The 25,165-nt window shown below is 69.3% G+C and carries 28 protein-coding genes and 1 tRNA gene; 19 read left to right on the top strand and 10 right to left on the bottom strand.

All coding sequences use genetic code 11. From position 1 onward, the window contains the following. Positions 1-27 precede the first annotated feature (27 nt). Together ACIBCU_RS06480 and ACIBCU_RS06475 are read left to right on the top strand one after the other, a co-directional pair. Positions 28-1,551 (top strand): RDD family protein, encoded by a 1,524-nt coding sequence (locus ACIBCU_RS06480; protein ID WP_399229663.1) that lies wholly within the window; start codon positions 28-30, stop codon positions 1,549-1,551. Positions 1,552-1,653: 102 nt separating this feature from the next. After that, positions 1,654-2,424, top strand: coding sequence for a GNAT family N-acetyltransferase (locus tag ACIBCU_RS06475; protein WP_399229751.1), 771 nt, complete (start codon positions 1,654-1,656; stop codon positions 2,422-2,424). A gap of 57 nt (positions 2,425-2,481) precedes the next feature. On the opposite strand, the gene ACIBCU_RS06470 is transcribed toward ACIBCU_RS06475, so the two are convergent. Next, positions 2,482-3,246, bottom strand: coding sequence for an SDR family oxidoreductase (locus ACIBCU_RS06470; protein WP_399229661.1), 765 nt, complete (start codon positions 3,244-3,246; stop codon positions 2,482-2,484). 101 nt (positions 3,247-3,347) lie between these two features. Here ACIBCU_RS06470 and ACIBCU_RS06465 point away from each other — a divergent pair, with 101 nt between their 5' ends. Continuing rightward, positions 3,348-4,208: a helix-turn-helix transcriptional regulator gene (locus tag ACIBCU_RS06465; RefSeq protein WP_399229659.1), complete on the top strand. Its 861-nt coding sequence runs from the start codon at positions 3,348-3,350 to the stop codon at positions 4,206-4,208. A 64-nt stretch (positions 4,209-4,272) separates the two neighbouring features. Further along, a complete protein-coding gene (locus ACIBCU_RS06460; RefSeq protein WP_362926952.1) occupies positions 4,273-4,935 on the top strand; it encodes an RDD family protein in 663 nt (220 codons plus the stop codon). A 6-nt stretch (positions 4,936-4,941) separates the two neighbouring features. Here ACIBCU_RS06460 and ACIBCU_RS06455 read toward each other — a convergent pair whose 3' ends face one another. Then, positions 4,942-5,232 (bottom strand): hypothetical protein, encoded by a 291-nt coding sequence (locus tag ACIBCU_RS06455; protein WP_362926951.1) that lies wholly within the window; start codon positions 5,230-5,232, stop codon positions 4,942-4,944. 380 nt (positions 5,233-5,612) lie between these two features. Here ACIBCU_RS06455 and ACIBCU_RS06450 point away from each other — a divergent pair, with 380 nt between their 5' ends. Together ACIBCU_RS06450 and ACIBCU_RS06445 are read left to right on the top strand one after the other, a co-directional pair. Further along, positions 5,613-8,012: an immune inhibitor A domain-containing protein gene (locus ACIBCU_RS06450; protein WP_399229656.1), complete on the top strand. Its 2,400-nt coding sequence runs from the start codon at positions 5,613-5,615 to the stop codon at positions 8,010-8,012. Positions 8,013-8,134: 122 nt separating this feature from the next. Further along, a complete protein-coding gene (locus ACIBCU_RS06445; RefSeq protein ID WP_362926949.1) occupies positions 8,135-8,479 on the top strand; it encodes a hypothetical protein in 345 nt (114 codons plus the stop codon). A gap of 19 nt (positions 8,480-8,498) precedes the next feature. Here ACIBCU_RS06445 and ACIBCU_RS06440 read toward each other — a convergent pair whose 3' ends face one another. Further along, on the bottom strand, positions 8,499-9,083 hold the full coding sequence (locus ACIBCU_RS06440; protein WP_399229654.1) for an isochorismatase family protein: 585 nt from the start codon (positions 9,081-9,083) through the stop codon (positions 8,499-8,501). A 235-nt stretch (positions 9,084-9,318) separates the two neighbouring features. Further along, positions 9,319-10,647: a nicotinate phosphoribosyltransferase gene (locus tag ACIBCU_RS06435; RefSeq protein ID WP_362926947.1), complete on the bottom strand. Its 1,329-nt coding sequence runs from the start codon at positions 10,645-10,647 to the stop codon at positions 9,319-9,321. Positions 10,648-10,735: 88 nt separating this feature from the next. Between ACIBCU_RS06435 and clpS the strand changes: the two genes are divergently transcribed. The 7 genes from clpS (at position 10,736) to ACIBCU_RS06400 (ending at position 15,525) form a co-directional block, all read left to right on the top strand. After that, entirely contained in the window at positions 10,736-11,044 is a 309-nt protein-coding gene (gene clpS / locus ACIBCU_RS06430) for an ATP-dependent Clp protease adapter ClpS (RefSeq protein WP_031100168.1), read from the top strand. Positions 11,045-11,085: 41 nt separating this feature from the next. Then, positions 11,086-11,673 (top strand): DUF2017 domain-containing protein, encoded by a 588-nt coding sequence (locus tag ACIBCU_RS06425; protein WP_399229651.1) that lies wholly within the window; start codon positions 11,086-11,088, stop codon positions 11,671-11,673. A gap of 310 nt (positions 11,674-11,983) precedes the next feature. After that, positions 11,984-13,414, top strand: coding sequence for an amino acid permease (locus tag ACIBCU_RS06420; RefSeq protein ID WP_362926945.1), 1,431 nt, complete (start codon positions 11,984-11,986; stop codon positions 13,412-13,414). Between the two features lie 112 nt (positions 13,415-13,526). After that, positions 13,527-13,961 carry a M67 family metallopeptidase gene (locus ACIBCU_RS06415; RefSeq protein ID WP_362926944.1) on the top strand — a complete coding sequence of 145 codons (435 nt, stop codon included), beginning with the start codon at positions 13,527-13,529 and terminating at the stop codon, positions 13,959-13,961. 110 nt (positions 13,962-14,071) lie between these two features. Beyond that, positions 14,072-14,185: a putative leader peptide gene (locus ACIBCU_RS06410; RefSeq protein WP_362926943.1), complete on the top strand. Its 114-nt coding sequence runs from the start codon at positions 14,072-14,074 to the stop codon at positions 14,183-14,185. A 111-nt stretch (positions 14,186-14,296) separates the two neighbouring features. After that, the gene (locus ACIBCU_RS06405; RefSeq protein ID WP_104786217.1) at positions 14,297-14,575 is read left to right on the top strand and encodes a MoaD/ThiS family protein; all 279 of its coding nucleotides are present in this window, start codon (positions 14,297-14,299) and stop codon (positions 14,573-14,575) included. Beyond that, on the top strand, positions 14,575-15,525 hold the full coding sequence (locus ACIBCU_RS06400) for a cysteine synthase (protein WP_362926942.1): 951 nt from the start codon (positions 14,575-14,577) through the stop codon (positions 15,523-15,525). Before ACIBCU_RS06405 ends, ACIBCU_RS06400 begins: the two co-directional genes overlap by 1 nt. Before the next feature lie 84 nt (positions 15,526-15,609). On the opposite strand, the gene ACIBCU_RS06395 is transcribed toward ACIBCU_RS06400, so the two are convergent. Next, positions 15,610-16,080 carry a type II toxin-antitoxin system PemK/MazF family toxin gene (locus ACIBCU_RS06395; RefSeq protein WP_362926941.1) on the bottom strand — a complete coding sequence of 157 codons (471 nt, stop codon included), beginning with the start codon at positions 16,078-16,080 and terminating at the stop codon, positions 15,610-15,612. A gap of 172 nt (positions 16,081-16,252) precedes the next feature. On the opposite strand from ACIBCU_RS06395, the gene ACIBCU_RS06390 reads away from it, so the two are divergent. Continuing rightward, the gene (locus tag ACIBCU_RS06390) at positions 16,253-17,005 is read left to right on the top strand and encodes an MBL fold metallo-hydrolase (RefSeq protein ID WP_362926939.1); all 753 of its coding nucleotides are present in this window, start codon (positions 16,253-16,255) and stop codon (positions 17,003-17,005) included. Positions 17,006-17,086: 81 nt separating this feature from the next. Here ACIBCU_RS06390 and ACIBCU_RS06385 read toward each other — a convergent pair whose 3' ends face one another. Then, positions 17,087-18,352, bottom strand: coding sequence for a PTS transporter subunit EIIC (locus tag ACIBCU_RS06385; protein ID WP_362926938.1), 1,266 nt, complete (start codon positions 18,350-18,352; stop codon positions 17,087-17,089). A gap of 244 nt (positions 18,353-18,596) precedes the next feature. Next, positions 18,597-19,856, bottom strand: a complete 1,260-nt coding sequence (locus ACIBCU_RS06380; RefSeq protein ID WP_362926937.1) for a PTS transporter subunit EIIC — start codon at positions 19,854-19,856, stop codon at positions 18,597-18,599. 221 nt (positions 19,857-20,077) lie between these two features. Here ACIBCU_RS06380 and ACIBCU_RS06375 point away from each other — a divergent pair, with 221 nt between their 5' ends. The 4 genes from ACIBCU_RS06375 (at position 20,078) to rdgB (ending at position 22,296) form a co-directional block, all read left to right on the top strand. Next, a complete protein-coding gene (locus tag ACIBCU_RS06375) occupies positions 20,078-20,311 on the top strand; it encodes a glucose PTS transporter subunit EIIB (RefSeq protein ID WP_014156020.1) in 234 nt (77 codons plus the stop codon). A 125-nt stretch (positions 20,312-20,436) separates the two neighbouring features. Further along, positions 20,437-21,174 carry a ribonuclease PH gene (rph, locus tag ACIBCU_RS06370; RefSeq protein WP_362926935.1) on the top strand — a complete coding sequence of 246 codons (738 nt, stop codon included), beginning with the start codon at positions 20,437-20,439 and terminating at the stop codon, positions 21,172-21,174. Between the two features lie 111 nt (positions 21,175-21,285). Continuing rightward, a complete protein-coding gene (locus tag ACIBCU_RS06365; RefSeq protein ID WP_362926934.1) occupies positions 21,286-21,672 on the top strand; it encodes a hypothetical protein in 387 nt (128 codons plus the stop codon). Between the two features lie 21 nt (positions 21,673-21,693). Further along, positions 21,694-22,296, top strand: coding sequence for an RdgB/HAM1 family non-canonical purine NTP pyrophosphatase (gene rdgB, locus ACIBCU_RS06360; protein ID WP_399229645.1), 603 nt, complete (start codon positions 21,694-21,696; stop codon positions 22,294-22,296). Between the two features lie 58 nt (positions 22,297-22,354). Here rdgB and ACIBCU_RS06355 read toward each other — a convergent pair. From ACIBCU_RS06355 to bcp, 3 genes are all read right to left on the bottom strand, one after another. Beyond that, a tRNA-Leu gene (locus tag ACIBCU_RS06355) sits at positions 22,355-22,438 on the bottom strand. 151 nt (positions 22,439-22,589) lie between these two features. Next, entirely contained in the window at positions 22,590-24,086 is a 1,497-nt protein-coding gene (proP, locus tag ACIBCU_RS06350) for a glycine betaine/L-proline transporter ProP (RefSeq protein WP_362926932.1), read from the bottom strand. A gap of 128 nt (positions 24,087-24,214) precedes the next feature. Then, on the bottom strand, positions 24,215-24,682 hold the full coding sequence (bcp, locus tag ACIBCU_RS06345; protein WP_362926931.1) for a thioredoxin-dependent thiol peroxidase: 468 nt from the start codon (positions 24,680-24,682) through the stop codon (positions 24,215-24,217). A gap of 129 nt (positions 24,683-24,811) precedes the next feature. Here bcp and ACIBCU_RS06340 point away from each other — a divergent pair, with 129 nt between their 5' ends. Beyond that, positions 24,812-25,150, top strand: a complete 339-nt coding sequence (locus tag ACIBCU_RS06340; RefSeq protein WP_362926930.1) for a DUF3618 domain-containing protein — start codon at positions 24,812-24,814, stop codon at positions 25,148-25,150. Positions 25,151-25,165: the final 15 nt, after the last annotated feature.

Raw genomic sequence — 25,165 nt, 5'->3', positions numbered from 1 at the left:
GCCTCGAAGAGATACGGGACCACGGTGATGAGCGCCCCAACCCCGGCACCCGGTGACGAAAGCCCCCGCGAGGGGTACTACCCCGACCCGTCCATTCCCGGATACGTCCGGTACTGGAACGGCGCTTCGTGGGTCCCCGGCACCAGCCGGCCCGCGCCCCAGCAGGGCGAGACGACTCCGGCGGCGCCGCCCGCCCCGACGGCCGACGCCGCCCCGCAGCGGCCGGCCCCGGTGGACGAGACCGGGCCGATGTACCTCGACGAGGTCGACGCCCCGGACGCACCCGGCGGGGACGCCGGGGCAGGCACCGGTGAGGCGGACGTCGCCCCCGGCCGGCCGAGGCCCGCGACCGCCTGGCAGGCGGACACCTCCCGGCAGACCGGCTTCGGCGGTGAACGCGACCACCGCGTCTCCTGGGGCGGCCCGGACCCGCGTACGCCCGAGGCGCACACGCCCGAATCCGGGACGCGGACGCCGCCGGCCGCTCCCGCCCGTGCGACCCCGCCGGACGCTCCCGCCGACCCCCGGCAGCCCGGCACCCCGGACCCGACGCGCGGCGCCCTGCCCGGCATGCGGGACGGCAACGACGAGGTGACCGACGGCACCGTCGCCATCCGCCTCGACCGGCCCGGCAGCGGCGGCGACGCCGGCCGCCGCCCGCCGACCGACGGCACGGTCACGATCCGCGCCGTGGGTTCCGGCGGCCGTCCCCCGCGGCCGCGCGAGGAGGGCCCCGCCCCCGCCGACGGCACGATGGCGATCCGCGCCGTACCGCCCGGCTCCACCCAGCCGCCGCCCGCTCCCGCACCGTCGCCCACCCCGCCGCAGGCGCAGGCGCCGCTGAACACGCCCCTGACCCCGGGTCCCGGCGGCGGTTCCGCTTCCTGGGCGCAGCAGGTCCACCACCTCGCCCAGCCCGAGCAGGCGGCCCGCCCGCAGCCGCGGCCCCGGCAGCAGAGCCCGATGCCCGCGCAGCAGCAGGGCGCCGGGCCCGAGCAGCAGCAGCCCGTCGTGCCCTGGAAGCCCCCGGTCGAGGACCCGTTCCAGCAGCTCGTCCGGTCCCAGGCCTCGGCCAGGCCCGCCGGGCTGGGCAAGCGGCTGACCGCCCGGATCATCGACACGGTCGTTCTTGGCGTGTTCGTCGGCGCGGCCGGCTTCCCGCTGGTCACTCAGGCGACGGACCACATCGATCAGAAGATCGAAGCGGCGAAGCTCTCCGGAGAGACGGTCACCGTCTGGCTCCTGGACTCGACCACGGCCGGGCTGTTCGGAGGGGTGCTCGCCGCGTTCCTCGTCCTCGGCTTCGTCCTGGAGGCCGTGCCCACCGCCAAGTGGGGCCGCACGCTGGGCAAGAAGCTGTGCGGTCTCGAGGTGCGGGACATCGAGTCCCACGACGCCCCGACCCTGGGTGCGGCACTGCGCCGCTGGCTGGTGTACGGGGTGCTGGGCCTGGTTGTCGTCGGGGTGCTCAATGTGCTCTGGTGTCTGATCGACCGCCCGTGGCGCCAGTGCTGGCACGACAAGGCGGCCCGTACGTTCGTCGCGGGCTGAGGGAGCTCCCCGGGGAGTTCCGGGTCCCGCTCGTCCGGTTCGCCCTTCCTTCTACGCACCTCAGGAGCCCTGGTGGAGGATCTCGCGGATGCGATCGAGTCGATGGAGCAGCTCGTCGTGGGCTGGCGTGAGATGGTGCTCGACCGGGACGCGGCCGCGGATGTGCGCGACCTCCCGGGCATCGCCGTACGGTGGGCAGACTCCCGGTTCGCCTTCTGGAACTGTGTCACCCTGACCGACGTCGGCGCGGACCCGGAGCTCGTGCGGCAGCGGCTGAGCGAGGCGGCGGAGATCATGCGCGCCAAGGAGCGGCCGGGGTTCCTGTGGGTCTTCGAGGACCTCCTGACCGGTGAGGCGCGCGAGGCACTCGGGGCGGCAGCCGGCCAGGCGGGCCTCGAACACGCCTTCCCCGGCACCGGCATGGCCGGAGATCTGCTGCCCCTTCCCGAACCGGCTCACCGCGACCTGACGTTCGTACGCGTGACCACCGACGAACACCTGCGGGCCTACGCCGACCTCAACTCCCAGGCCTACGGCTTCCCCCTGGAGGACGGCCGCGACGGCCTCGTCGGCTCCGTGATGTGGAGGGACCGGGTTCACGCCTACCTGGGCATCCGGGACGGCGTGCCGGTGACGTGCGCGGCGACCGTGGAGGTGGCGGGCCGTCTCTTCGTCGTGCTCGTCGCCACGGCCCCGGCGTGGGAGCGCAACGGCTACGGCGAGGCGGTGACGCGCAAGGCGCTGTACGAGGGAGGCCGGGCCACCGGCCTGACCCGTGCGACCCTGCACGCGACCGCCGCCGGCGCGCCCGTGTACCCCCGCATCGGTTTCGAACCGAATTCCCCGATGGCCTTCTACGCCTTGAAGAGCTGAGGCGGAGAGGCAGGACGACGGTTGCCCGGCCCGGCCCCGTGAGGGATGCCTGCCGGTCTACTTCCCATGGGGGTCGAAGGCGTTGAGCGTCTCGACGACCTGGTCGTAGTCGCCGCGGGCTTCGCCGAAGCGCAGGTACTTCACACGTTCGACCTGGATCTCCCGTGCGTCGGGCCGGGTGTCGAGCAACTCGACGGTCTCCGCGATGAACGCGTCGAGCGGCATGGCGGATTCGCTGTCCTCCTGCCCGGGCAACAGCGCGGTCCGGACGGACGGCGGTTCGAGTTCGATGATCTTCACCGAGGTGTCGGCGAACTGCAGCCGGATGGACTCGCTGAGCATGTGGATCGCGGCCTTCGACGCGTTGTAGCTCGGTGTGACCTTGAGCGGAGTGAAGGCCAGGCCCGAGGAGACCGTCATGATCGTGGCATCCGGACGCGTCTGCAGATGTTCGACGAACGCGGCGATGAGCCGGATCGGCCCGAGCACGTTCGTGGCCACCGTGGACTCGGCGGAGGCGAGGAACGATGCGGGATCGCGCCAGTCCTCGACGTGCATGACGCCGGCCATGGTGATCAGGACGTTGAGGTCGGGATGGCCGGCCAGTACCTGCTTCGCGGCGGAGGCGATGCTCTGGGGATCCGTGGTGTCGATCTGCACGGTGTCGATGCCGGGGTGCTCGGCCGCGATCCGTTCCAGCAGCTCGGCGCGTCGGCCGCCGACGATGACGGTGTTCCCCCTGGCCCGCAGCTCAAGGGCGAGGGCGAGACCGATGCCGCTGGTGGAGCCGGGGATGAAGATGCTGTTTCCGGAGATGTTCATGCCTCCACAGTCGCCGGTCCGTCGTCGCAGGTGCAGAGACCGGCTATCGGGGGATCGGCGATCCCTGGTTCGCGCACGGCAACCGGACGATAATCGGCCTCATGGACCGTGCATCATTGGCCGCCTTCCTGCGCCGCCGCCGCGAGGCACTCCGGCCGGAGGACGTCGGGCTTCCCCCGGGTGCGCGCCGACGGACCCAGGGGCTGCGGCGTGAGGAGGTGGCGTCCCTCGCCGTGATGTCCACCGATTACTACACGCGGCTGGAGCAGCAGCGTGCCCCGCAGCCCAGCGGGCAGATACTGGCTTCGCTCGCCAGAGCGCTGCGGCTGGCGGACGACGAGCGCGACTACCTGTACCGGATCGCCGGGCACAACGCTCCTGCGTCGCTGTCGGCCTCGGCACAGGTGGCCCCCGCGCTCCTGCGGGTGCTGGACCGCCTCGACGACACTCCGGCGCTCGTTCTGACCGACCTGGCCGAGACGCTGGTGCAGAACAGGATGGCCGCTGCCCTGTTCGGGGACGCGTCGCACCACACGGGTCTCGCCCGCAGCGCGATCTACCGCTGGTTCACCGATCCCGGGGAGCGGTCGGTCTATCCCGAGGCCGACCGGGAGCGGCAGAGCCGCGCCCAGGTCGCGAACCTACGGGCCGCCTACGGGCTGCGAGGTCGGCAGTCGCGCGCCGGCGAACTCGTGCGGACGCTGCGGAAGGCGAACGAGGAGTTCGCCGAGCTCTGGGAGCGGCACGAGGTCGCGAAGCGCTTCGAGGACCACAAGACGCTCGTTCATCCAGAACTCGGTGAGATCGAACTGGACTGCCAAGCGCTGTTCACCGAGGACCAGTCCCAGACACTGCTCGTGCTCACCGCCGTGCCGCGGACCGAGGACCACGAGAAGCTGCGCATGCTCGCCTCGCTCGGACCGGCCGGTTTTGCGGAAGCGTCCCGTACGCCCGTGTGCTGACGCCCCGTCCCCCGAAGGGACCTCAGCCGTTGCGGGCCTTCGCGGGCCGGGGTGCACTGCCCCCATGAGTAACGAACCACCACCGCCTCCGCCGCCGCCCGAGGACGACCCTTTCTCGAAGCGGCCGCCACAGGGGCCTCCGCCCCCGTCGAGCGGTTCGCCCTACGACAGCGGGCCGCCTCCGCCCCCGCCGCCGCACGACCCGTACGGCGGCGGTGGTCCCTACGGTGGCGCGGATCCGCTGGCCGGCATGCCGCCGCTCGCCGAACCGGGCAAGCGGATTCTGGCGCGGTTGATCGACTTCCTCATCATCTCGATCCCGCTGTACCTGATCTCGCTGCCCTTCGGCGGCGCGGTCGACGTCTCCTCGGACGACGGCAACGACGACTTCGGCAACGCCGTCGGCAACACCTACACCGGTCATCAGCTGGTGTGGTCGCTGATCGGCCTGGTGGTCTACGTCGCGTACGACACCTACTTCACCCACAAGGACGGCCGGACGCTCGGCAAGCGACTGCTGAAGATGCGCGTCGCGATGCTCAACGACGGCTCGGTCCCCGACACGAGCTCCTCGCTGATGCGGGCCGTCGTGCTCTGGCTGCCCGCGCTGCTGTGCTGCCCGTGTCTCTGGTGGCTCATCAACATCGTGCTGATGTTCACGGACAAGCCCTACCGGCAGGGTCTGCAGGACAAGGCGGGCAAGACCGTGGTCGTCACCGCGACCTGAGTCTTCTCAGCGGTGCAGAGAGTGCTCTCCGACGTGCTCCCGCTGAGCGGCGGCGATCTCGATGTCCTCGATCGTGCGGTGCGTGCGGGCAGCGGTGGGCGGTGCCGTCGCCCGCCGGGCCGCCTTCGTGCGTGCGGGCAGGGCCATGGCCACCAGCAGGCCGAGGGCCAGCGCCACGGTGGAGACGGCGGCGACACCGATGCCCGACTCTGTGCGGAACAGCAACAGCAGGGCGAGGGCGGAGATGACGACGGTGGCCGAACCGTAGGAGAACTGTGCGGCAGTCGGACGCGGCATGGCGGTATCCGTCCTCGGGGCGTCGGATAGGGAAGTCTCTCAACACGTTCGCACTGTCAATCGACTCTACGACGGTGGATGCCCGTGAGGAACGGGTAGTAAGCGTGACCTAACCCACGGTACCGGTGCACGGGGGGCGCACTGAGTCACACCGACGCCGGGACGGTTTCTCGGCGCGCCGGTCGGCTGCCCGGTTCGCTTGGACTCGCGTCCGGATACCGGAAAAGGGCTCCCGCATAGTGCACTTGGTATGTGCAAGTCAAGATCTGTCTTTTCTCTCATAACTCCGATCGAATGTCGTCACTTGTGACGCGTTGAACGCGCGCGGCCCGATGTCACCCCCTGGCCGCGGACGCGAACGCCGGGGAGGACTGCATCAAGTGACCACTCAAAGACGAGCGCTACGCGCCACCGCCGTGGCCGTGTGCCTGGCCGCCACCGCTGCGACGGCATCCGCCTTCGCCACCGCGCAGGCGGATGACAGGACGTCGGATTCCGGCGCCTCCATCGTGGACCGGCGCGACCCCGCGCCGGCGAAGGCCCACGAGCACGACCTGGAAGGGCCCTTCAGCAAGGAGCAGGACGCACAGCGTCAGGCCGCGCTGGAGCAGGTCCTGTCCGGCGACAAGAAGGTGACCGCCAAGGGTGGTTCCAAGGTCGTCAAGCTCGGCAAGGGCAAGTACGTCGAACTCGGCCGCGAGAAGACCGACAAGATCTTCACCATCCTCGTGGAGTTCGGCGACCAGGTCGACGGCACCACGATGTTCGACCCCGACGGCGACGGCCCGAAGCCGCCCGTCAAGAAGTACGGCGGCACACCCGGCCCGCTGCACAACGAGATAGCCGAGCCCGACCCGGCGAAGGACAACAGCACCGCCTGGCAGGCCGACTACAGCCAGGAGCACTTCCAGGACCTGTACTTCGGCGAGGGTGAAGGAAAGGACTCGCTGAAGACGTACTACGAGAAGACGTCCTCCGGGCGTTACTCCGTCGACGGCGAGGTCTCGGACTGGGTCAAGGTCCCGTACAACGAGGCCCGTTACGGCTCCAACTACTGCGGCTCGACCAACTGCGCCAACGTCTGGGACACCGTTCGCGACGGCGTCAACGCCTGGGTGACCGACCAGAAGGCCAAGGGCCGCACCCTGGACGAGATCAAGGCCGACCTCGCTCAGTACGACGAGTGGGACCGTTACGACTTCGACGGTGACGGCAACTTCAACGAGCCCGACGGCTACATCGACCACTTCCAGCTGGTCCACGCCGGCGAGGACGAGTCCGCGGGCGGCGGCACCGAGGGCACGAACGCCATCTGGGCGCACCGGTGGTACGCGTACGGCACCAACGCCGGTGCGACGGGACCTGAGGGCAACAAGGCCGGTGGCGCCGAGATCGGTGACACGGGCATCTGGGTGGGCGACTACACCGCGCAGCCCGAGAACGGCGGCCTGGGCGTCTTCGCCCACGAGTACGGCCACGACCTCGGCCTCCCGGACCTGTACGACACCTCCGGCGGCGGCGAGAACTCGGTCGGCTTCTGGTCACTCATGTCCGCGGGCTCCTGGCTCGGCACCGGCAAGGGCGAGATAGGCAACCTCCCGGGCGACATGACCGCCTGGGACAAGCTCCAGCTCGGCTGGCTCGACTACGACACGGCCGAGGCCGCGACGAAGTCGACCCACAAGCTGGGGGTCTCGGAGTACAACACCAAGGACAAGCAGGCGCTCGTCGTCGAGCTGCCCGAGAAGGCCGTCACCACCACGGTCACGAAGCCCGCGGAGGGCTCCAAGCAGTGGTGGAGCGACATGGGTGACGACCTGTCGAACACCCTGACCCGCTCGGTCGACCTGACCGGCAAGTCGTCCGCCTCGCTGGACCTGTCCGGCTGGTACGACATCGAGGCCGACTACGACTACCTCTACACCGAGGTGTCCGAGAACGGCGGCACCAGCTGGACCGCGCTCGACGGCACGGCGGACGGCAAGGCCATCCCGCGCGACGCCAGCGACAAGCCGGCCCTGACGGACGTCTCCGGCGCGTACAAGAAGCTCTCGTTCCCGCTGGGCGCCTACGCGGGCAAGAAGATCGACATCCGCTTCCGCTACCAGACGGACGGCGGCGCGGGCGGCAAGGGCTTCGCGGCCGACGCCATCACGGTCACCGCCGACGGCTCCGCCCTCTTCACGGACGGCGCCGAAGGCGACGACAACGGCTGGACGTCCAAGGGCTTCTCGCGCATCGGTGAGTCGTTCACCAACGACTACCCGCAGTACTACATCGCCGAGAACCGCCAGTACGTCTCGTACGACAAGACCCTCGAGGTCGGCCCGTACAACTTCGGCTTCTCCACCACCCGCCCCGACTGGGTCGAGCACTACTCGTACCAGAACGGTCTGATGGTCTGGCTCTGGGACACCTCCCAGAAGGACAACAACACCTCGGTCCACCCCGGCCAGGGTCTGATCCTGCCGGTGGACTCGCACGCCAAGCCGCTGAAGTGGACGGACGGCACGCTCCTGCGCAACAAGATCCAGCCCTTCGACGCGCCGTTCAGCGGGTACCCCAACCAGGGCTTCACGCTGCACAAGGCGGACGTCGCGCTGAAGATCAAGCCGTCGCTGGGCGTCCCGGTCTTCGACGACCGCAAGGGCACCTACTGGTACGAGGAAAACCCGACAGGAAGTGTCAAGGTTACTGACACCAACACCCGGATCACCATCGTGAACGAGCCGCTCAGCGGCTCGACGATGACCGTGAAGGTCGGCCCCTCGGGCAAGTAGTCCGAAAAACACCTGGTCAAAGCGTGATCGGCCGTCGCCCTCTAGCGGGGTGACGGCCGGTCGTGTTTAGGTGCGTCCTACCGATCCTTATTGACACGAAGTCTTACGGGGGAGCGCGAAGCATGGCAGGCGGAGGTTTCTGCAGGTTGCCCAACGGCACTGTGGTGGTGGCGCTGACCCTGAACAGCCCGGCCGGGGGATCCGGGCCCGGAGAGCCCGTGCGGGTGCTGGTGCACGCGGTGAACCGGGCGCGCGCCCTGACCAGGCTGCGCAACCTCGGACTGCGGGCCGTCTACCTCAGGGGCAACGCCCATCCGCCCACCCCGGACGAGATCACGGCGGTCCTGCACCACCCGGACGGGCTGCTCTGGCGCACGGCGCCGCAGACCGGCCAGGAGCTCTGGCACCCGATACGGGCGCTGCTGGGCTCCTCCGGATACGCGGGACCGGCCCGCCCGGCGGCCTGAGCGCTGACGGGCCGGCCCGTCAGACGACCGGCTTGCCGGACAGCTCCACGCCGGCGGTCCGCAGCTCCGCCAGGGCCCGCTCCGTGGTCCCCTCGGCGACACCGGCGGTGAGGTCCAGCAGCACGTGCGTGGCGAAGCCCTCGCGGGCCGCGTCCAGGGCGGTGGCCCGCACGCAGTGGTCCGTGGCGATGCCGACGACGTCGACAGCGGTCACGGACCTGTCCCGCAGCCACTGGGCGAGCCCCGTGCCGTTCTCGTCGACGCCCTCGAAGCCGCTGTACGCCGCGGCGTACGCACCCTTGTCGAAGACGGTGTCGATCGCGCCGGAGGCCACGGCGGGGGCGAAATTCGGGTGGAAGCCCACGCCCTCCGTGCCGGCGACGCAGTGGGGCGGCCAGGAGTGCTCGAAGTCGGGCGCGACGGAGAAGTGGCCCCCGGGGTCGATGTGGTGGTCGCGGGTGGCCACGACATGGCTGTAGCCGGGCTGGGCCTCACCGATCAGGTCGGTGATGGCGGCGGCGACATCGGCGCCGCCCGCCACCGCGAGGCTGCCGCCCTCGCAGAAGTCGTTCTGAACGTCAACGACGATCAAGGCGCGATGCATGACGGTTGTCCTTCGGTGGGGGTTCCGGCGGGTTCCGCGGACCGGTGCGGTGGGGATGCCACCGAGCCTAGAGACTCGGCGCACCCTGCGGGAGGGGGCACACGCATCGGCTCTCCTTCCCCTGTGCGCCCGGCCGTGCGGGGACGGTTCCGGAGGAACCCGGTCCGGCCGCGTCGGGGGCCTTCCGGCGGCCGGGGGCGCACGGGCGGGCAGGTGTCACATGTACCCCGGGGCCTCACACGTACTCCGTGGGCAGCACCGGCTCCCCCCGGGACAGCTGCATCGCCGACATCGGCAGCCCCGCCAGGGCCGCGATGTGGCGCTCCCGCGCCGTCTCCAGCGGCTCCCGGCCGATCACCTCACCGCCCCTGACCAGCTCCACGTGGAGCTGCCGGTCCGCCAGCTCCTCCGGGACCTCACCGCTGCCGATCACCTCGGCCTCGGCCACCCCGGCCTCGTCCAGCCGGCGCGCGGCCCACTTGCGGCCGCCCCTCGACGTCTTGGCGCCCAGCGACTTCTTCACCACCGGCAGCAGCGGATCGGCCGGATCGGCGGACCGCGCACGCGCCACCAGCTTGTAGACCATGGAGCACGTCGGGTGCCCGCTCCCGGTGACCAGCTGCGTGCCGACCCCGTAGGTGTCGACGGGCGCGGCGGCCAGTGAGGCGATCGCGTACTCGTCCAGGTCGGACGTCACCACGATCTTCGTCTCCGTGGCACCCAGCTCGTCCAGCTGCTGCCTGACCCGGTGCGCGACGAGCAGCAGGTCGCCCGAGTCGATCCGTACGGCCCCGAGCTCCGGCCCCGCGACCTCCACCGCCGTACGGACGGCCTCGGTCACGTCGTACGTGTCGACGAGCAGCGAGGTCCCCCGGCCCAGCGAGTCCACCTGCGCCTGGAAGGCGTCCCGCTCGCTGTCGTGCAGGAGCGTGAAGGCGTGCGCGCTCGTCCCGACGGTCGGGATGTTGTAGCGGAAGCCGGCCGCGAGGTCCGAGGTGGTGTGGAAGCCGCCGATGTACGCGGCGCGGGCCGAGGCCACCGCCGACAGCTCGTGCGTGCGCCGCGCACCCATCTCGATGAGCCTGCGGCCCTGCGCCGCCGAGGACATCCGGGAGGCGGCGGCGGCGATCGCCGAGTCGTGGTTCAGGATCGACAGGATCACGGTCTCCAGGAGCACGCACTCCGCGAAGGAGCCCTCCACCCGCAGGAGCGGCGAGCCCGGGAAGTAGACCTCGCCCTCCGGGTAGCCCCAGATGTCGCCGCTGAAGCGGTAGTCGGCCAGCCAGTCGACGGTGCGGGCGTCCACGACGTGCTGGTCGCGCAGGAAGGCGAGCATCTCGTCGTCGAAGTGGAAGTTCTCCACCGCGTCCAGTACCCGCCCGGTGCCCGCGACGACGCCGTAGCGCCGGCCCTCGGGCAGCCGGCGGGTGAAGGCCTCGAAGACGGAGCGCCGGTCCGCGGTGCCGGCCTTCAGTGCGGCCTGCACCATCGTGAGCTCGTACTGGTCGGTGAAGAGCGCGGTCGACGGCACACCGACCCGCCGCCCAAGGTCCGCTGAGTTCATGCCGGGGATGCTACTCCCTATTCGTCAAACTGACGAGATGGGGGCGCCGTTTGTGCGTGGGGCCCTTTCTGGTGGCAGCATGGGGTAGGTGAGCGTTGCTGCCCCTGTAGAGATCGAACGTCCCGAATCGGCCGAGGAGACCTTCGCCGTCCCTGAGCCCGATGTCCCCTGGGTGACGCTGGTGCACAACGACCCGGTCAACCTCATGAGCTACGTGACGTATGTCTTCCAGGCCTACTTCGGCTACTCGAAGGACAAGGCGCACAAGCTGATGCTCGACGTCCATCAGAAGGGCCGCGCGGTCGTCTCCAGCGGCAGCCGCGAGGAGATGGAGCGCGATGTCCAGGCCATGCACGGCTACGGGCTCTGGGCCACGCTGACCCAGGACCGCAACTGACCCGACCGCTGCCCTCCGTCCGACCCACCATCGGAGAATTCATGGCCGGCCATTTCCAGGCCACCCCAGGCGGCGGCGCGTCCGTCGCGCTCGACGAGGTCGAGGTCGCCATCCTGCGCTCCCTCGCCGTCCAGCTGCTCGAACTGATCGGCCCGGGCGATCAGCCCGTCGAGGGCGAGGACCCGCTCGCCGCCCTCTTCGCCGAAGGGCCCAGCGAACCGCCGGCCGACCCCGCCCTGGCCAGGCTCTTCCCCGAGGCGTACGGCGACGAGGACAAGGAGCTGCGCGAGGCCTCCGCCGAGTTCCGCCGCTTCACCGAGAACGACCTGCGCACCCGCAAGCGCGAGGACGCCCTCGCCGTCGTACGGTCACTCGACGCGCTCTCGCCCGTGGCGGACAGCGGCGCGGTGCTCACCCTCACCCCCGACGAGTGCCACCACTGGCTGGGCTCCCTCAACGACCTCCGGCTCACCATCGGCACCCGCCTGGAGGTGTCCGACGAGGACGAGGGCAAGGACGGATCGCTCTACCGGCTCCCTGACAGTGATCCGCGCAAGCCGATGGTGATGGCGTATCTCTGGCTCGGCGCACTGCAGGAAACCCTCGTCGAAACGCTGATGCCCGACTGACCCGGCCGGCCCGACGGGTTCGCTCAACGGATGCTCAAATCCGAATAACGATCCTGTCACCTGAATGGCTCTCTTTGCAGCGGCTGGAAACCCTTGTCCGCTTTTTCCTGTGGCGTGCGCCACATAATGTCCGGTGGCCTCAGCGGGTACCCGTGATAAATCTTCACGACCGCCCGGGGACGCCACCCCTGTCCCCGGGGGCGCTACGAGCCGGCCGAACGCCGGCGGCACTCCATCCATATCCGGGGGGATCAGGACCTGATCCGACGCCGACGACGGCGCGGATCGGCGTGGAGAAAGGCGCACCACCATGACATCGGCGCAGGTCGACAACGGACAGGCGGACGGCCCGAAGGCCGTCGACGCCCCGGCGGGCGAGGGCTACCAGCGTGGCCTGGGGGCCCGCCAGATCCAGATGATCGCCATCGGCGGAGCCATCGGCACGGGGCTCTTCCTCGGCGCGGGCAAAGCCATCGACAGAGCCGGCCCCAGCCTCATCCTGGCGTACGCCATCGCGGGCCTCGTCATCTTCTTCATCATGCGCGCCCTGGGCGAACTCCTCATGTACCGCCCGGTGTCGGGCTCCTTCTCGGAGTACGCGCGCGAATTCCTCGGCCCCTTCTTCGGATTCGTCACCGGCTGGACGTACTGGCTCTTCTGGGTCGTCACCGGAATCACCGAAGTCACCGCCGCGGCCACCTATATGACGTACTGGTGGGATATTCCGCAATGGCTGTCCGCACTGGTGTTCACCATCATTCTGTACGGCGCCAACCTGATCTCCGTGAAGCTCTTCGGCGAGCTCGAGTTCTGGTTCTCGATGGTCAAGGTCACCGCGATCCTCGGCATGATCCTCATCTGTGCCGGAGTGCTCACGGTCGGCTTCTCCGACGCCGGTGACACCGCGACCGTCGCCAACCTGTGGAACGACGGCGGCTTCTTCCCCGAAGGCATCAGCGGCACGCTGATGACCCTCCAGATCGTGATGTTCGCGTTCCTCGCCGTCGAGCTCGTGGGCGTCACCGCGGGCGAGTCCAAGGACCCGAAGACCGTCCTGCCCAAGGCCATCAACACCGTGCCGTGGCGCATCGCCGTCTTCTACGTCGGCGCGCTGATCATGATCCTCTCCGTGGTCCCCTGGAGCACCTTCGAGCCGGGCGTCTCGCCGTTCGTCGCCGCGTTCGAGGAGATGGGCCTCGGCATCGGCGCCGCGATCGTCAACTTCGTCGTGCTCACCGCGGCGCTCTCCTCCTGCAACTCCGGCATGTACTCCACCGGGCGCATGCTGCGGGACCTCGCGCTCAACGGGCAGGGACCCAAGGCCTTCACCAAGCTGACGAAGAACGGCCTCCCGCTGGTCGGCACCACGTTCTCCGCCGCGCTGATGCTCGTCGGCGTGTGGATCAACTACCAGTGGCCGGGCGAGGCGTTCAACTACGTCGTCTCCTTCGCGACCATCTCCGGCATGTGGGCCTGGATCATGATCCTCGTCTGCCAGATCCGCTTCCGCGCCAAGGCCGACCGGGGCGAACTGCCCCAGTCCACCTTCAAGGCACCCGGAGCGCCGTTCAGCAGCTGGTTCGCCCTCGCCTTCATCGGCCTCGTCATCGTCATGATGGCCATCGACAAGGACGCCAGGATCTCGCTCTACTGCGCACCGGTGTGGGGCCTGATCCTCGGTGTCTCCTACCTGGTGCTCAAGGCCCGCAACCCCGAGAACACCGCCTTCGCCAAGCGCTGACCCGCGCCACGGCGCCTCCGGGGCACCGGCCGCCTCAACGGCCCTGCCCGGCATCCGGGCCCTCCCGTACCACCCCTCGGTACGGGAGGGCCCGTCTGCTTATCCTGGCGCCATGCTGACCATCACCCGGACGCTCCACGACCAGATCGTCGCGCACGCCCGCGCGGACCACCCCGACGAAGCATGCGGAGTGGTCGCCGGCCCCGCCGGGGCGGGCCGCGCCGAACGTTTCATCCCCATGCTCAACGCCGCGCGCTCACCCACGTTCTACGAATTCGACTCCGTGGACCTGCTGAAGCTCTACCGCGAGATGGACGACCGCGACGAGGAGCCGGTGATCATCTACCACTCCCACACCGCGACCGAGGCCTACCCCTCCCGCACCGACGTCACCTACGCCAATGAGCCTGGCGCCCACTACGTGCTGGTCTCCACCGCGGACACCGACGACGCGGGCCCCTTCCAGTTCCGCTCGTACCGCATCGTGGACGGCGAGATCACCGAGGAAGAGGTCGAGGTCGTCGACGCCTACCCCACCGCGGCGTGACGCCCCCGGGCGGCTCCGGCTCCCATGGAAAGTCCACATGGCGAACGCTCACCATCCACCATGTGGGATCACACTCCGGTTCCGGGGCAGGGAATCGATACGATGAGCGCATGGTTCCCCATGACGTGAGCGAAAAGGCCCCGGGCATGCTGCTCGTCGCGCGGCTGCACGTCGACCTGTGCAGGCTCTCCAGCGCGATGTGTCCGGCTGTCGCCTGCCCGTGAACCGCACGGCCTGAGCCGCGGTCCGAGCGCAATCACGTACGCACCACCCCAGCGCGGGGGCACAGACGCGCGCCCCACGCCACCTCCACGCTTTCGACAGGAGCCCACGCCATGGCCATCGAGGTCCGCATCCCGACCATCCTCCGCACCTACACCGACGGCGCCAAGGCGGTCGAAGGCAGCGGGGAGACCCTCGCCGACCTCCTCGCCGACCTGGAGACCCGCCACAACGGCATCCGTGAGCGCATCGTCGACGGCGACCAGCTGCGCCGCTTCGTGAACGTCTACCTCAACGACGAGGACGTCCGCTTCCTCGACGGCATCTCCACGAAGCTCGCCGACGGCGACAACGTCACCATCCTCCCGGCCGTCGCCGGCGGCATGCGCTGATGCGGTACGACTCCCCGCTGGCGGCCGTGGGCAACACGCCCCTGGTCCGCCTCCCGCGGCTGTCCCCGTCCGAGGACGTCCGTGTCTGGGCCAAGCTCGAGGACCGCAACCCCACCGGCTCGATCAAGGACCGCCCCGCGCTCCACATGGTCGAGCAGGCGGAGAAGGACGGCCGTCTGACACCCGGCTGCACGATCCTCGAGCCCACCAGCGGCAACACCGGCATCTCGCTCGCCATGGCGGCCAGGCTCAAGGGCTACCGCATCGTCTGCGTCATGCCGGAGAACACCTCGCAGGAGCGGCGCGACCTGCTCACCATGTGGGGCGCCGAGATCATCTCGTCCCCCGCCGCAGGCGGCTCCAACACCGCCGTACGCGTGGCCAAGGAGCTCTCCGCCGAGCACCCCGACTGGGTCATGCTCTACCAGTACGGCAACCCGGACAACGCCGGCGCCCACTACGCCACCACCGGCCCGGAGATCCTCACCGACCTCCCGTCCATCACGCACTTCGTGGCGGGCCTCGGCACCACCGGCACCCTCATGGGCGTCGGCCGCTACCTCCGGGAGAACAAGCCCGACGTCAGCATCGTCGCCGCCGAACCGCGCTACGACGACCTCGTCTACGGCCTGCGCAATCTCGACGAGGGCTTCGTCCCCGAGCTCTACGACGCCTCCGTACTCACCACCCGCTTCTCCGTCGGCTCGGCCGACGCCGTCACCCGCACCCGGGAGCTCCTCCAGCAGGAGGGCATCTTCGCGGGCGTCTCCACCGGCGCCGCACTCCACGCCGCCATCGGCGTCGGCCGCAAGGCCGTCAAGGCGGGAGAGTCCGCGGACATCGTCTTCGTCGTCGCGGACGGCGGCTGGAAGTACCTGTCGACCGGCGTCTACACCGCCCCCACGACGGAAGCCGCCATCGAGACCCTGCACGGCCAGCTCTGGGCCTGAGGGCCCCTCAAGCCGCCCGGCACCGGCGGCCGCGCGCCCCAGGAGGCGCGGGACGGCGAACCCCGTCCCGCGCCTCCCGCATGCTCAGCCCAGCCCGCGCACCCGCCCCCACACCTCACCGTCCAGCTCGCCGGCCTTCCGGCGGAACCCGGACACCGCCACATCCCGCAGCTCGTCCGTCTCCAGGAAGCTCTGCCGGGCCCGCGCGTCCCCCACCGAACCCGGCGGCAGAGCGATCACACCCGGCCGCTCCTCATGGTGCTTGCTGGTGATCTTGGCGACGACCGCCGTGCCGCCCCGCACCGACAGCACGAGGCACGGCCGGTCCTTGGACCCGGGACCGTCCTCGAACGGCACATCCGCCCACCAGATCTCCCCCGGCCGGGGCAGACCGTGCGGGCGCCCCTTCTTCCGCTCCGGAGCCCGCCCCGGAGGCCGCGTCCGCCCGCCCGGCCGCCGCGGCCCGCGCCCGCCGCGCCCCCGCGCGTCGGAGACCGTCGCCACGAGCGCCAACAGGACGACGGCGACCAGCGCCACCCACCACCACGTGTTCATATCCCGACGGTACCGGCGCCCGGCGACACGCCGCCTTCCATCGAACCGGTGACAGCACAGGTGAGTTCCCCCACAACGGCAGGCCATGGAGGAGCGACCACCGGTTTTGCGCCTTACGCTCGACGGACCGCACGAACCCTCCCCGTTCCCACGCCTCGGAGGTTCACGCTCCATGAAGCTCACCGTCGTCGGCTGCTCCGGCTCCTTCCCGTCCGCGGGTTCGGCATGCTCGAGCTACCTCGTAGAGGCCGACGGCTTCCGGCTGCTCCTCGACATGGGCAACGGCGCCCTGGGCGAGCTGCAGCGCCATGTAGGTCTCTACGACCTCGACGCCATCTTCCTCAGCCACCTCCATGCCGATCACTGCATCGACATGTGCGCGTACTTCGTCGTCCGCTACTACCGCTTCGACGGCGGACGCCCCGCCGCGATCCCCGTGTACGGACCCGACGGCACCGAGCAGCGGCTCACCACGGCCCACGCCGACACCCCGTCCGACCACGCGATGGGCGAGGTCTTCGACTTCCACACACTGAAGTCCGGATCGTTCGAGATCGGCCCCTTCTCGGTCCGTACGGAGAAGCTCCGCCACCCCGTCGACACCTTCGGCATCAGGGTCGAGCACAACGGGCGCTCACTCACCTACTCCGGCGACACCGGCACCTGCGAGGCGCTGGCCGAACTCGCCGAGGGCACCGATCTGTTCCTCTGTGAAGCATCGTTCATCCACGGCAAGGAGGACATCCCGGACCTCCACCTCAACGGCCGCGAAGCAGGCGAGTACGCCGCCCGCGCCGGAGCGGGACGCCTCGTCCTCACCCACATCCCGCCGTGGACGGACGCCGAACGCAACCTCGCCGACGCTCGCGAGGTCTACGACGGCCCGGTCGAGCTGGCGGTGCCGGGCGCGGTGTACGAGATCTAGGTCCCGCCCCGGACACGCAGAAGCCCCACCTTCCCGCGCGGGAAGGTGGGGCTTCTGCGTGGCGTACGAAGACCGGCCGGACTACTTGGCCTCGGCCTTCAGGAGCTCGGCGAGCTCCTCGTCGGACTCGCGGCCCGGAGTCGGCAGGTTGAACTTCGTGATGGCGAACCGGAAGACCACGTAGTAGACGACCGCGAAGCAGAGGCCGACCAGCACCAGCAGCCAGGGCTTCGTCGCGATGCCCAGGTTGAGGAAGAAGTCGACCGCGCCGGCCGAGAAGCCGAAGCCGTCCTTCATGCCCAGCCCCCACGTGAGGGCCATCGAGACACCGGTCAGCACCGCGTGGATCGCGTACAGCACCGGCGCGATGAACATGAACGTGAACTCGATCGGCTCGGTGACACCCGTCACGAACGCGGTGGCGGCGAGCGAGAACATCATGCCGCCGACGACCTTGCGGCGCTCCGGACGGGCACAGTGGACGATCGCGAGGCAGGCGGCCGGAAGGGCGAACATCATGATCGGGAAGAAGCCGGTCATGAACTGCCCGGCGGTCGGGTCGCCCGCCAGGAAGCGGTTGATGTCACCGCTCTTGCCCTCGTACGAACCGGCCTGGAACCACGGGAACGAGTTGAGCAGGTGGTGCATGCCGACGGGGATCAGCGCACGGTTGGCGACACCGAAGATGCCCGCGCCGACAGCGCCCGAACCGACGAGCCACTCACCGAAGTTGTGCAGCCCGGTGCCGAGCACCGGCCAGATGTAACCGAAGACGATACCGATCAGCAGACCCGCGAACGCGGAGAGGATCGGGACCAGTCGGCGGCCGCCGAAGAAGCCGGCCCAGGCGGGCAGCTTCGTCCGGTAGAAGCGCTGGTACAGCAGGGCGACGACTATGCCCATCACGACACCGCCGAGCACACCGGCGTTGACCGGCGCCTCGTTCATGACGATCTTGCCGTCCACCACACTGGCGACCTTGGGCAGGTTGCTGTCGGTGAAGGTGGCCAGGACGTTCTTGAAGACCAGGTAGCCGGTGACCGCCGCGAGGGCGGTGGAACCGTCCGACTTCTTGGCGAAGCCGATCGCGATACCGACGGCGAACAGCAGCGCCATGTTGTCGAGGATCGCGTTGCCGCCCGCCGCCATGAAACCGGCGATCTTGACGATGAAGTCCGGGAACGAGTCGCGCCCCAGCATGTCCGGGTTACCGAGCCGGACCAGAAGCGCGCCCGCGGGCAGCACGGCGACCGGCAGCATGAGGCTGCGGCCGATGCGCTGCATGACGGCCATGACGCCCGCGCCCTTCTTTTTCTCGGGTGCCGGCGCAGCGGTATCCGTACTCATCAACTTCCTCCATGGGGCAAGGTGCCGCCCATGTCGTTGATCGAAGGGAGGCGGCGACTTGAGGAACGCGGCGGGAAAACGCGCGCGTGGTCTGGACCACTCAGTGGTGTAGACCAGTTTTAGCACGGTGAGGGTTGGATAAGGAACCTTCAATTTGCCCCGTAGTGCCCCCGCCACCCTGGGTGACACGGCGAAGGCCCCCGGACCGTCAGGTCCGGGGGCCGCGCGGAAGGCTGAGGGGCCTCTACTTCGTGAGGTCCTCCTCGATCTTCTCCTCCACCTCCAAGGGCTCGCGCCCTGGGGTCTGAAGGTTGAACTTGGTGATCGCGAAGCGGAAGATCACATAATAGATCACCGCGAAACACAGCCCGATCGGGATGATCAGCCACGGTTTCGTGTCCAGGTGCCAGTTGACGACGTAGTCGATCAGACCGGCCGAGAAGCTGAACCCCGCGTGCACGCCGAACGCCCAGGTGACCCCCATCGAGACCCCTGTCAGGATCGCGTGCACCCCGTACAGCAGTGGAGCGACGAAGAGGAACGAGAACTCCAGCGGCTCCGTCACCCCGGTCACGAACGACGTCAGCGCCACCGACAGCATCAGGCCGGACACCTCCTTGCGCCGCTCCGGACGTGCGCAGTGGGCGATGGCCAGCGCGGCGGCCGGCAGGCCGAACATCATGATCGGGAAGAACCCCGAGGTGAACTGCCCCGCCGACGGGTCCCCCGCGAAGAAGCGCGAGATGTCGCCCTGGACGGTGCCCCCGTCGTCCCCGGTGAACTCGCCCGCCTGGAACCAGAAGAACGTGTTCAGGAACTGGTGCATGCCGATCGGGATCAGCAGTCGGTTGGCGAAACCGAAGATCGCCGCGCCCCAGGCGCCCAGGTCGATCAGCTGCTTGGCGAACCACGTCAGGGCGTCACCCACCGGCTGCCACAGCAGCCCGAACAGCACGCCCAGGATCACGCAGAGGAACGCCATCAGGATCGGCACCAGCCGGCGCCCGTTGAAGAAGCCGAGCCAGTCGACCAGCTTGGTGCGGTGGTAGCGCTGCCAGACCACGGCGGTCAGCAGCCCGATGAGGATGCCCCCCAGCACACCGGGGTTCTGCGGCACTCCGTCCGGCATCGCCTCCGTCACCGAGTCGTCCACCGGGAACGCCGCCAGTACGCCCCGGTAGACGAGGAAGCCGACGACCGCGGCGAGCGCCGTCGAGCCGTCGGCCTTCTTCGCGAAGCCGATCGCGACACCGATGCAGAAGAGCAGCGGCAGGCCCACCTCGCCGTCGAGGATCGCCGTGCCGCCGTTGAGGAGGACCTTCGCGAACTTGTCCCAGAAGGCGCCGTGCAGCGAGGAGTCGAAGAGGTTGCCGAGGCTGACGAGGAGGCCCGCGGCGGGCAGCACGGCCACCGGCAGCTGCAGGCTGCGGCCGACCTTCTGCAAGCCCTGGACCGGCCCGTTCCACCACTTCCGCTGCGGTTGCGTGGCCGCGGTCGAACTCATCGGCATCCTCCCGGAACGCGCAAGGTTTGGCGAGCGTTGCAAACTGGTGTAGACCAGTCGCGATACGGTGCGGAGCCCCGCCGGAAGGCAGGGCGCCGGTGATCGTCATCATTGGGGACTGCGCGGTTACCCGCCCGTGAAGTTGGGCCAACCGTGCGTTACCGTGACGAAACGGACCCACGGTGGGCCGCCGCACGCAGGAACAGACCAGGGAGAAGGACATGGCCAGCAAGGCTGAGAAGATCGTCGCCGGGCTCGGCGGTATCGAGAACATCGACGAGATCGAAGGCTGCATCACCCGCCTCCGTACCGAGGTCCACGACCCCAGCAAGGTCGACGAAGCCGCGCTCAAGGCCGCCGGAGCACACGGCGTCGTCAAGATGGGCACCGCGATCCAGGTCGTCATCGGCACCGACGCCGACCCCATCGCCGCCGACATCGAAGACATGATGTGACCGGCTGACCCGGCCGGCCCACCCAGGTCCGCACGCAGGCCCCGCTCCGCCCCCCGACCGGCCTGGAGCGGGGCCTGCGGTGCACCCGAACGGACCCGGCCGCGGCAGCCGATAGGCTCGACGCCATGTCTCGTATCGACGGCCGCACCCCCGAACAGCTCCGCCCCGTCACCATCGAACGCGGATGGAGCAAGCACGCCGAAGGCTCCGTACTCATCTCCTTCGGTGACACCAAGGTCTTCTGCACCGCCTCCGTCACCGAAGGCGTCCCGCGCTGGCGCAAGGGCAGCGGCGAAGGCTGGGTCACCGCCGAGTACTCCATGCTGCCCCGCTCCACCAACACCCGCGGCGACCGCGAATCCGTACGCGGCAAGATCGGCGGCCGCACCCACGAGATCAGCCGGCTCATCGGGCGCTCCCTGCGCGCCGTGATCGACTACAAGGCCCTCGGCGAGAACACCGTCGTCCTCGACTGCGACGTCCTCCAGGCAGACGGCGGAACCCGCACCGCGGCCATCACCGGCGCCTACGTCGCCCTCGCCGACGCCATCGCCTGGGCCCAGGGCAAGAAGATCATCAAGCACGGCCGCAAGCCCCTCACCGGCACCGTCTCCGCGATCAGCGTCGGCATCGTCGACGGCCTTCCCCTCCTCGACCTCTGCTACGAGGAGGACGTGCGCGCCGAGACCGACATGAACGTCGTCTGCACCGGCGACGGCCGCTTCGTCGAGGTCCAGGGCACCGCTGAGGCCGAACCCTTCGACCGTGCCGAGCTGAACGCCCTCCTCGACCTCGCCACCGCCGGCTGCACCGACCTCGCCAAGCTCCAGGAAGAGGCACTCGCCCGCACCCTCGGCGAGTAAACGCGGGTAAAGAAGCAACCAAATACGCAGCGCACGGCGTCGTGACGAGTACGGACGCACGGGTCGAACCGTGCGTCCGTCCACGTATCCACCCCCGGGAGGGACCGCGCCATGGCCTCGCGCCGCCACCGCACCGCACTCGTCGTCACGACCACTCTGCTGACCCTCACCGCCGCCGTCGGCTGCGGCGCCGTCGACAAGGCCCTGGACTGCGTCCGCACCGCCGACGCCATCGCCACCAGCGTCGACAACCTCCAGCAGGCGATATCCAACGCCTCGAACGACCCGACGCAGGCATCGGAAGCCCTGGACCAGATCGACAAGGAGCTCAAGGACCTCGGCGACACCACGGACAACGCCGACCTGGACAAGGCCGTCGACGACCTCCAGGCAGGCGTCACCAACGTCCGCGACTCCATCGAGAAGGGCGACGCCACCCCCGACATCACCCCCGTCACGGACGCCGCCACCGAGATCGGCAAGGTCTGCACCCCGTGACCGGACGGCGATAATCGACGCATGACGCGCCTGATCCTCGCCACCCGCAACGCCGGGAAAATCACCGAACTCCACGCGATCCTCGCCGACGCGGGCCTCACCCACGACCTCGTCGGCGCGGACGCGTACCCCGACATCCCCGACGTCAAGGAAACCGGCGTCACCTTCGCCGAGAACGCCCTCCTCAAGGCCCACGCCCTCGCCCAGGCGACCGGCCACCCCGCCATCGCCGACGACAGCGGCCTCTGCGTCGACGTACTCGGCGGAGCCCCCGGCATCTTCTCGGCCCGCTGGGCCGGAGCCCACGGCAACGACAGGGCCAACCTGGACCTGCTCCTCGCCCAGCTCGGCGACATCGACGCCCCGCACCGCGGGGCCTACTTCGCCTGCGCCGCCGCCCTGGCCCTCCCCGACGGCACGGACCGCGTGGTCGAGGGCCGCCTCACGGGCACCCTGCGCACCGCCCCGGCCGGCGCCTACGGCTTCGGCTACGACCCGATCCTCCAGCCGGACGGCGAGACCCGGACCTGCGCGGAACTCACCCCCGACGAGAAGAACGCGATCAGCCACCGCGGCAAGGCGTTCCGGGCGCTGGTGCCGATGGTGCGGGAGCTGGTGGGCTGATTCTCCGGACGCAAAAACGGCCTGCGCATCGATTCTTCGATTCGCAGGCCGTTCGCGGTGCGGCGGAAGGGATTCGAACCCTCAAGCCGTTTCACGGGCCACAGATCCTAAGTCTGCTGTGTCGCCATTGCACCACCGCCGCTAGCCGCCTGTCATCGTACCGGGCAGCCGGTCGAGGTGGTGAGCGCGCCCAGGGGGCCACGGTCCGGCGTGTCCAAGAGCGACGAGATACGGAAAGGCCCGTACCGCTTCGAGGGAAGCGATACGGGCCCTTTCGCGGGGACGTGCGTGGGTCAGAACTTCGGGTCCGGGCTCTGTGCGTGGACCAGTTCCGCCGCTTCCTCCTCCGTCTCCACCGAGGGCGGGGAGCCGGCCAGCGGCTTGTTCGCGGTCTCCTTCATGCAGGCCACCGCGATCACACCGACCAGGGCCGCCGCCATCGCGTAGTACGCCGGCATCAGGTTCGAGCCGCTCCAGCTGATCAGCGCGGTGATCACCAGCGGGGTCGTACCACCGAAGATCGAGGCCGAGAGGTTGTAGCCGACCGACAGGGAGCCGTAGCGCACGTTGGTCGGGAACAGGGCCGGGAGGGCGGCGGACATCGTGCCCAGCATGCAGACCAGGGAGAGGCCCAGCATCAGCATGCCGATGGTGATGGCCGGGATGCTGCCCTGGCGGATGAGGAGGAAGGCCGGGAGCGAGAGGACGAGGAAGCCCACCATGCCGGTCATCAGCAGCGGCTTGCGGCCGAAGCGGTCCGAGAGCTTGCCGAACTGGCTGATGATCAGCATCAGGAACACCATGACGGCGAGCAGGATGAGCAGCCCGTGGGTCTCGCTGTAGCCGAGCTCGTCCGAGAGATACGTCGGCATGTACGACAGCAGCATGTAGTCGGCGATGTTGTACGCGCCGACCAGGGCGATGCAGAGGATCAGCGTCGGCCAGTACTGGCGGAAGATCTTGGCGAGGTCGCCCTTGGCGGTGGACTCGACGTGGTCGGCGGCCTCCGTGGCGTGGGCGGTGCCGCCCTCCAGCTTCTGGAAGGCGGGCGTCTCGTCCAGGCGGAGTCGCAGGTAGAGGCCTACGAGGCCGAGGGGACCGGCGACGAGGAACGGGATGCGCCAGCCCCAGGACTCCATCTGGCCGGTGTCCAGGAGGGCGTACAGGAGGGTGACGAGCCCGGCGGCGCCGACGTAGCCGGCCAGGGTGCCGAACTCGAGGAAGCTGCCGAAGAATCCGCGGCGCTTGTCGGGGGCGTACTCGGCGATGAAGGTCGAGGCGCCGCCGTACTCACCGCCGGTGGAGAAGCCCTGGAGCATCCGGAAGAAGATGAGCAGGACCGCGGCCCAGACGCCGATGGTGCCGTGGGAGGGGATGAGGCCGATCGCGAAGGTGCCGATCGCCATGAGGATCATGGTGAGGGCCAGGACCTTCTTACGGCCGATCTTGTCACCCATGGGGCCGAAGAACATGCCGCCGAGGGGCCGGACGAGGAAGGCCACGGCGAAGGTCGCGAACGACGAGAGGAGCTGGGTGGTGTCGTTCCCCGACGGGAAGAAGACATGCCCGATGGTGACGGCCAGGTAGGAGTAGATGCCGAAGTCGAACCACTCCATGGCGTTACCGAGCGACGCCGCCTTCACCGCGCGCTTGACCGCCTGGTCGTCGGTGACGGTGATGTCGGTCCGACGGAGCCGGGGGTTCTGGCGCTTCCGGATGGCCCGGAAGAGCGCCGGGTGGCGTTTGACCGCATCAGGGTCGGCCGCCTGGTGGGGGTCGGAGGCCGCCATGGCCGGTTCCTTTCGTCGAACGGTGTTCCAGGAAAGGCTTCTGCGCAGTCATGGCGGTTGCAAACCGAATCAACGGCCTTTTGCGATCTCGGTCACACCTTTTCCGGCCGGGATCGCCACGAACCGGGTCAGATTCCGAGGTCCTTGATGATCTTGGCGACGTGTCCGGTGGCCTTGACGTTGTAGAGGGCCTTCTCCACCTTGCCCTCCTCGTCGACCACAAACGTGGAGCGGATCACGCCCGTCACCGTTTTGCCGTAGAGCTTCTTCTCGCCGAACGCGCCGTACGCCTCCAGGGTCTCCTTGGAGGGGTCGCCGACCAGTGTGACCTTGAGGTTCTCCTGCTCGCGGAACTTCGCGAGCTTCTCCGGCTTGTCCGGCGACACGCCGATGACGTCGTAGCCGGCTCCGGCGAGGACGTCCAGGTTGTCCGTGAAGTCGCAGGCCTGCTTGGTGCAGCCGGGGGTAAGTGCGGCGGGGTAGAAGTAGACGATGACCTTGCGGCCCTTGTGGTCCGCGAGCGAGACCTCGTTGCCGTCGGCGTCCGGAAGGGTGAAGGCGGGGGCGGTGTCGCCGGTCTGGAGTCGCTCGCTCATGTTTCTCCTCGAGTGGCACGCGTGCTGTGTGGCACCGAGCGTAATAGGGGGTGCCGCCGGGTGTAGGGGCGGCCGAGCTGACAGACTGTCGATGAAGGTTTACCCGACGACGACCACGGAGGCGGCGCAGTGTCGGATACCAGGACCCCTGCGCAGATCGAGGCGGACATCATCAGCAGGCGTGAGCAGCTTGCGGTGGTGCTGGACGAGATCGGGGTGCGGGTGCACCCGAAGACGATGATGGGTGACGCGAAGGCCAAGGTCGCGTCGACGGTGGACCGGACGGCCGGGCGTGCGTTCGTCGCCGTGAACCGTTCGGTTTCGGACGTGAAGGCGCAGTTCGTCGCGGAGGATGGTTCGCCGCGGCTGGAACGGGTGATTCCGGCGGCGCTGGTGGTGGCCGGGGCGGTCGCGTTGCTGACGGTGTCCTCGCGGTCTTCGCGGGGCGCGCGCCGCAGGAGGCGCTGAAAGCGGTTCCGTGTG

The sequence above is a fragment of the Streptomyces sp. NPDC051064 genome (assembly GCF_044455985.1).
Taxonomy (GTDB): Bacteria; Actinomycetota; Actinomycetes; order Streptomycetales; family Streptomycetaceae; genus Streptomyces.
The sequence above is the reverse complement of the archived record's forward strand: the minus strand, read 5'-3'. Positions and strand labels throughout refer to the sequence as shown.

Bases quoted from the DNA above. Each gene is read 5' to 3' on its own strand.
- ACIBCU_RS06460 (WP_362926952.1), top strand. From the start codon at position 4,273: ATGAGTAACGAACCACCACCGCCTCCGCCGCCGCCCGAGGACGACCCT.
- ACIBCU_RS06420 (WP_362926945.1), top strand. From the start codon at position 11,984: ATGACATCGGCGCAGGTCGACAACGGACAGGCGGACGGCCCGAAGGCC.
- bcp (WP_362926931.1), bottom strand. From the start codon at position 24,682: ATGAGCGAGCGACTCCAGACCGGCGACACCGCCCCCGCCTTCACCCTT.
- ACIBCU_RS06470 (WP_399229661.1), bottom strand. From the start codon at position 3,246: ATGAACATCTCCGGAAACAGCATCTTCATCCCCGGCTCCACCAGCGGC.
- rph (WP_362926935.1), top strand. From the start codon at position 20,437: ATGTCTCGTATCGACGGCCGCACCCCCGAACAGCTCCGCCCCGTCACC.
- ACIBCU_RS06410 (WP_362926943.1), top strand. From the start codon at position 14,072: ATGGTTCCCCATGACGTGAGCGAAAAGGCCCCGGGCATGCTGCTCGTC.
- ACIBCU_RS06390 (WP_362926939.1), top strand. From the start codon at position 16,253: ATGAAGCTCACCGTCGTCGGCTGCTCCGGCTCCTTCCCGTCCGCGGGT.
- ACIBCU_RS06395 (WP_362926941.1), bottom strand. From the start codon at position 16,080: ATGAACACGTGGTGGTGGGTGGCGCTGGTCGCCGTCGTCCTGTTGGCG.
- ACIBCU_RS06475 (WP_399229751.1), top strand. From the start codon at position 1,654: ATGGAGCAGCTCGTCGTGGGCTGGCGTGAGATGGTGCTCGACCGGGAC.
- ACIBCU_RS06380 (WP_362926937.1), bottom strand. From the start codon at position 19,856: ATGAGTTCGACCGCGGCCACGCAACCGCAGCGGAAGTGGTGGAACGGG.
- proP (WP_362926932.1), bottom strand. From the start codon at position 24,086: ATGGCGGCCTCCGACCCCCACCAGGCGGCCGACCCTGATGCGGTCAAA.
- ACIBCU_RS06385 (WP_362926938.1), bottom strand. From the start codon at position 18,352: ATGAGTACGGATACCGCTGCGCCGGCACCCGAGAAAAAGAAGGGCGCG.
- ACIBCU_RS06480 (WP_399229663.1), top strand. From the start codon at position 28: ATGAGCGCCCCAACCCCGGCACCCGGTGACGAAAGCCCCCGCGAGGGG.
- ACIBCU_RS06435 (WP_362926947.1), bottom strand. From the start codon at position 10,647: ATGAACTCAGCGGACCTTGGGCGGCGGGTCGGTGTGCCGTCGACCGCG.
- ACIBCU_RS06400 (WP_362926942.1), top strand. From the start codon at position 14,575: ATGCGGTACGACTCCCCGCTGGCGGCCGTGGGCAACACGCCCCTGGTC.
- ACIBCU_RS06405 (WP_104786217.1), top strand. From the start codon at position 14,297: ATGGCCATCGAGGTCCGCATCCCGACCATCCTCCGCACCTACACCGAC.
- ACIBCU_RS06415 (WP_362926944.1), top strand. From the start codon at position 13,527: ATGCTGACCATCACCCGGACGCTCCACGACCAGATCGTCGCGCACGCC.
- rdgB (WP_399229645.1), top strand. From the start codon at position 21,694: ATGACGCGCCTGATCCTCGCCACCCGCAACGCCGGGAAAATCACCGAA.
- ACIBCU_RS06365 (WP_362926934.1), top strand. From the start codon at position 21,286: ATGGCCTCGCGCCGCCACCGCACCGCACTCGTCGTCACGACCACTCTG.
- ACIBCU_RS06465 (WP_399229659.1), top strand. From the start codon at position 3,348: ATGGACCGTGCATCATTGGCCGCCTTCCTGCGCCGCCGCCGCGAGGCA.
- ACIBCU_RS06425 (WP_399229651.1), top strand. From the start codon at position 11,086: ATGGCCGGCCATTTCCAGGCCACCCCAGGCGGCGGCGCGTCCGTCGCG.
- ACIBCU_RS06440 (WP_399229654.1), bottom strand. From the start codon at position 9,083: ATGCATCGCGCCTTGATCGTCGTTGACGTTCAGAACGACTTCTGCGAG.
- ACIBCU_RS06375 (WP_014156020.1), top strand. From the start codon at position 20,078: ATGGCCAGCAAGGCTGAGAAGATCGTCGCCGGGCTCGGCGGTATCGAG.
- ACIBCU_RS06455 (WP_362926951.1), bottom strand. From the start codon at position 5,232: ATGCCGCGTCCGACTGCCGCACAGTTCTCCTACGGTTCGGCCACCGTC.
- ACIBCU_RS06445 (WP_362926949.1), top strand. From the start codon at position 8,135: ATGGCAGGCGGAGGTTTCTGCAGGTTGCCCAACGGCACTGTGGTGGTG.